We start from the raw sequence: 1,323 nt of genomic DNA on the forward strand, positions 1-1,323 counted from the left end.
GCGGCCGGCGAGGCGCCGGCTTGGGCACTTCTGCAGCGGGACCTCTCTGCCGCCGGGCCGGATGCCGTCGAGGCCGGGGCCGGGGCGCCCGCCGGCTGGAGCCTCACCGGCGAACCTGACTTCACCCCGGCAGGAACGCTTACCCGGGCGCAGCTCACCACGTTGCGCTCCGAGGGCTGGACCTGCCCCGAGCTCCGTGAACTCGGCTACCACCTGGTCTGGGCCAGGAGCCGGGTAATAAACGGCGGCGACCTCCTGGAACTGCGTCTCACCGACGGCCGGCATTTTGCCACCATCCTCGAACAGCACGGTATCCCCGGCCAGCACAGCGGCACGCCCGGGCAGCCCGGCCTCCCGGGAGGCGGTCCGCAGACCGGCCCGCCGCTCAATGTACTCACAGGCCGCCCGGCGACGTCGGACGGCTTCACCTCCGCAATGGTGCCGGCGGGGAACGCCGCACCGGGCGCAGAGCCGGCGGCGGGGGCGGGCCCCGGGATCCTGTGGGTCAATCACACCGCGCCCTTCGCAGCCATCTATCAGGCAGGCGAAACCACCTTCACCTACGTGTCGGACCAGCCGGCGGAAGAGGCCGACGACGGCGTGGCCGCCCTGGTCCGGTCCCGCACTGCGGCGACCCCGGGGACGGCCGCTGACCTGGGAGCCGCACCGGAGGGCCCTGCCGACGGCCCAAGCGCGGTCACCGGGGACGGGGATGGGTCCGGCGCCGGGTCCAGCTTCGCCGTCCGGATGGAGCGCGGCCTGGGCCGGATCGTGGAGCTGCTGGCCCCGTGAGCTGCTGGCGCCAGCCCGGGGGCCCGCGTCGTGTGTCCCGGCCGAATCGTCCCAGCTCCGACTGAGAGGGTAATCTTCCTACAGTGCTTGGAATCAACGGACCAGAGTTCTTACTCCTGCTGATCATCGGCCTTCTGGTGATTGGTCCCAGCAGGCTGCCCGAATACACCCAGAAACTTGCCAACATCGTCAAGGAAGTCCGCCGGATGGCGTCCGGGGCCCGGGAGCAGATTAAGGAAGAAGTCGGCATCGACATCGATGACGTCGACTGGAAGAAGTACGATCCCCGGCAGTACGATCCGCGCCGGATCATCAAGGAAGCGCTGCTGGACGATGACACCAAGCCTGTCAGCGCGGGTGCCCCGGCCGCGGTAGCCACCGTGGCGGCTGCTACGGCGGCCGCGGAACGGCGGCCTGCCCGGGCGGTCGAACGCCTCCCGGACGGCGAGCCTGCGCCCTTCGACTCAGAAGCTACTTAGCGGGGCTGCAGGCCCAGGGATTTTCCGCTCAGCCCGCGCGGGACGGCGGCGA

General features: G+C 70.7%; 2 protein-coding genes. Both read left to right on the top strand.

The window, feature by feature from the left end:
- A partial coding sequence (locus K789_RS25330; protein ID WP_024365840.1) for a hypothetical protein occupies positions 1-792 on the top strand: 792 nt, incomplete at its 5' end.
- An 83-nt stretch (positions 793-875) separates the two neighbouring features.
- Positions 876-1,271 (top strand): twin-arginine translocase TatA/TatE family subunit, encoded by a 396-nt coding sequence (locus K789_RS0105245; RefSeq protein ID WP_024365841.1) that lies wholly within the window; start codon positions 876-878, stop codon positions 1,269-1,271.
- The last annotated feature ends 52 nt before the right edge of the window (positions 1,272-1,323 follow it).

The sequence above is a fragment of the Arthrobacter sp. TB 26 genome, assembly GCF_000427315.1.
Classification (GTDB): domain Bacteria; phylum Actinomycetota; class Actinomycetes; order Actinomycetales; family Micrococcaceae; genus Arthrobacter.